Below are 3587 nucleotides of genomic sequence, written 5' to 3' on the forward strand. Positions count from 1 at the left end.
TCCCTGGCCCATGTCGCCTTCGCGTTCACGCTGTCGGCCGACGACACCGTACGGACCAAGCCGCACCCGGACCCCTACCGGGCGGCGGCCGAGCGCTTCGGTGTCGCGACCGGCGCGTGCGTGGCCGTGGAGGACTCCCCGGACGGCACGGCGTCGGCCGAGGCGGCCGGGTGCCCGGTGGTCGTCGTCCCCTCGCTCCTGCCGGTGGAGCCGGGGGAGGGCCGGTACTTCGTCAGCAGCCTGGAGGACGTGGATCCGGCGGTGCTGGCGGGCGTGATTCTCGCCACGTCTGATAGATCCTTTGCTCAGACGAGCGGTTGAGGCTCGGCTGCACTTCCGGAAGGGGTGGCACTGGGTGCCATCCCTTCCGTGTTCGAGAGATGAACTCAGACGTGTGGATACCGGCTCAGACGAGCGAGTTGTCCCATGCAAAGGTCATGCCCGGTTCGAGGGGTGAAGGGGGCCCGGTTCGGTGATCCCCCGTCATTCGCATTGGATCCAGTGGCGGACGGGTGGTTGCGGCCGTATGACGGACAAGTGGACATGTCCAGGCACCTTCGATCTGGGTATGTTCCTCGCCGTCAGGGCAGCCAGCGCCTCCCGGAGGAGTCGAGATCCGTGTCGAGAAGCAAAGACACCCACGCAGCGACAGACACCGCCCCGCAGGACCAGAAGTTCGTCTACGACTTCACCGAGGGCAACAAGGATCTCAAGGGCCTTCTCGGCGGCAAGGGCGCCAACCTCGCGGAGATGACCAACCTCGGCCTGCCCGTCCCTCCGGGCTTCACGATCACCAGCGAGGCCTGCAAGGTCTATCTCGACACCGGTGCCGAGCCGCCCGCCCTCGCCGCGGAGGTCAGCCGGCATCTCGACGCCCTCGAAACCACGATGGGCAAGAAGCTCGGCCACTCCGACGACCCGCTGCTCGTCTCCGTACGGTCCGGCGCCAAGTTCTCGATGCCCGGGATGATGGACACCGTCCTCAACATCGGTCTCTCCGACAAGTCCGTCGCCGGACTCGCCAAACAGTCGGGCGACGAGCGCTTCGCCTGGGACTCCTACCGCAGGCTCATCCAGATGTTCGGCAAGACCGTCCTCGGCGTCGACGGCGACCACTTCGAGGAGGCGCTGGAGGAGGCGAAGCGCGCGAAGAGGGCCGCCACGGACATCGACCTCGACGCCGGTGATCTGAAGAAGCTGGTCAAGCAGTTCAAGAAGATCGTCGCGCGCGACGCCGGCCGCGAGTTCCCGCAGGACCCGCGCGAGCAGATGGATCTCGCCATCTGCTCCGTCTTCGAGTCCTGGAACACCGACCGCGCCAAGCTCTACCGCCGCCAGGAGCGCATCCCCGGCGACCTCGGCACCGCCGTCAACATCTGCTCCATGGTCTTCGGCAATCTCGGCCCCGACTCCGGCACCGGCGTCGCCTTCACCCGTGACCCGGCCAGCGGCCACCAGGGCGTGTACGGCGACTACCTCCAGAACGCGCAGGGTGAGGACGTCGTCGCCGGTATCCGCAACACCGTGCCGCTCGCCGATCTGGAGACCGTCGACAAGAAGTCGTACGACCGGCTGCTGCAGATCATGGAGATCCTGGAGACGCACTACCGCGACCTCTGCGACATCGAGTTCACCATCGAGCGCGGCGAGTTGTGGATGCTCCAGACCCGGGTGGGCAAGCGCACCGCGGGGGCCGCCTTCCGGATCGCGACCCAGCTCGTCGACCAGGGGCTGATCGACGAGGCGGAGGCGCTCAAGCGGGTCAACGGGGCGCAGCTGGCCCAGTTGATGTTCCCGCGCTTCGAGGACACCGGGGCCCACGGCGGGAAGGGACGCGAGCTGCTCGGGCGCGGGATCGCCGCCTCGCCCGGCGCCGCCGTCGGCAAGGCCGTCTTCGACTCGTACACCGCGGTCAAGTGGTCGCGCTCCGGCGAAAAGGTCATCCTCATCCGCCGGGAGACCAACCCCGACGACCTGGACGGCATGATCGCCGCCGAGGGCATCCTGACCTCGCGCGGCGGCAAGACCTCGCACGCCGCCGTCGTCGCCCGGGGCATGGGCAAGACCTGTGTCTGCGGCGCGGAGGAGCTGGAGGTCGACACCAAGCGGCGCCGGATGACCGTCGGCAGGACCGTCGTCGAGGAGGGCGACATCGTCTCCGTCGACGGCTCGACCGGCAAGGTCTACCTCGGTGAGGTACCGGTCGTCCCCTCGCCGGTGGTCGAGTACTTCGAGGGCCGTATGCACGCGGGCGCCGACGACGCCGACGAACTCGTCGAGGCGGTCCACCGGATGATGGCCTACGCCGACCGCCGCCGCCGGCTGCGGGTGCGGGCCAACGCCGACAACACCGAGGACGCCCTGCGGGCCCGCCGCTTCGGCGCGCAGGGCATCGGACTGTGCCGCACCGAGCACATGTTCCTCGGTGAACGCCGGGCGATGGTCGAGAAGTTGATCCTCGCGGACACCGACGACGAGCGTGAGCAGGCGCTGAAGGACCTGCTGCCGCTCCAGAGGAAGGACTTCGTCGAGCTGTTCGAGGCGATGGACGGACTGCCCGTCACCGTACGGCTGCTGGACCCGCCGCTCCATGAATTCCTGCCCGACATCACGGAGTTGTCCGTACGGGTCGCGCTCGCCGAGGCTCGTAAGGACCACAACGAGAACGATCTGCGGCTCCTCCAGGCCGTACACAAACTGCACGAGCAGAACCCCATGCTCGGACTGCGCGGGGTACGGCTCGGCCTGGTCATCCCCGGACTGTTCGCGATGCAGGTGCGGGCCATCGCCGAGGCCGCGGCCGAGCGCAAACACGCCAAGGGGGACCCGCGCGCCGAGATCATGATCCCGCTCGTCGGCACCGTCCAGGAACTGGAGATCGTCCGTGACGAGGCCGAGCAGGTCATCGCCGAGGTCCGGCGGGCCAGCGGCATCGACCTCAAGCTGGCGCTCGGGACGATGATCGAACTGCCCCGCGCCGCGCTGACGGCCGGTCAGATCGCGGAAGCCGCCGAGTTCTTCTCCTTCGGTACCAACGACCTCACCCAGACCGTGTGGGGCTTCTCCCGCGACGACGTCGAGGCGAGCTTCTTCACCGCCTATCTGGAGAAGGGCATCTTCGGGGTGTCGCCCTTCGAGACCATCGACATGGACGGCGTCGGCTCGCTCGTGCGCAGCGCCAGCGAGGCGGGCCGCAGGACACGGCCCGATCTGAAGCTGGGCATCTGCGGCGAGCACGGCGGCGACCCCGAGTCGGTGCACTTCTTCCACGAGGTGGGCCTGGACTACGTGTCCTGCTCACCGTTCCGGATCCCCGTGGCGCGTCTGGAGGCGGGGCGGGCGGCGGTGCGGTCGGACGGCGCAGGCGACGCGCGCTGAGCCCCGGGCATATTCGCCGGGGCCGGGCCCGGTTTAGCCCGCGCCGAAAGTGAAATCGCGCTCTCCCGCCCTCCGGAATGGGCGGGGACGGAAACAGAACGGGGTGGGGGGGGGGGGGGGGGGGGCCCCCCCCCCCCCCCCCCCCGGGGGGGGGGGCGCCGGGGGGCGGCCACCCCGCCACCCCCCCCCCCCCCCCCCCCCCCCCCCCC

At 69.4% G+C, this 3587-nt stretch carries 2 protein-coding genes; both read left to right on the forward strand.

Translation table 11 applies throughout. The annotated features are described in order from the left end of the window. Nucleotides 1-321, forward strand: a 321-nt coding sequence (locus tag ACFWU9_RS20305; RefSeq protein ID WP_384320244.1) for an HAD-IA family hydrolase, incomplete at its 5' end; no start/stop codon positions are given. 297 nt (nucleotides 322-618) lie between these two features. After that, nucleotides 619-3378, forward strand: a complete 2760-nt coding sequence (gene ppdK / locus ACFWU9_RS20310) for a pyruvate, phosphate dikinase (RefSeq protein ID WP_384320246.1) — start codon at nucleotides 619-621, stop codon at nucleotides 3376-3378. Nucleotides 3379-3587: the final 209 nt, after the last annotated feature.

It is taken from the genome of Streptomyces sp. NPDC058653, assembly GCF_042716895.1.
Lineage (GTDB): Bacteria > Actinomycetota > Actinomycetes > Streptomycetales > Streptomycetaceae > Streptomyces.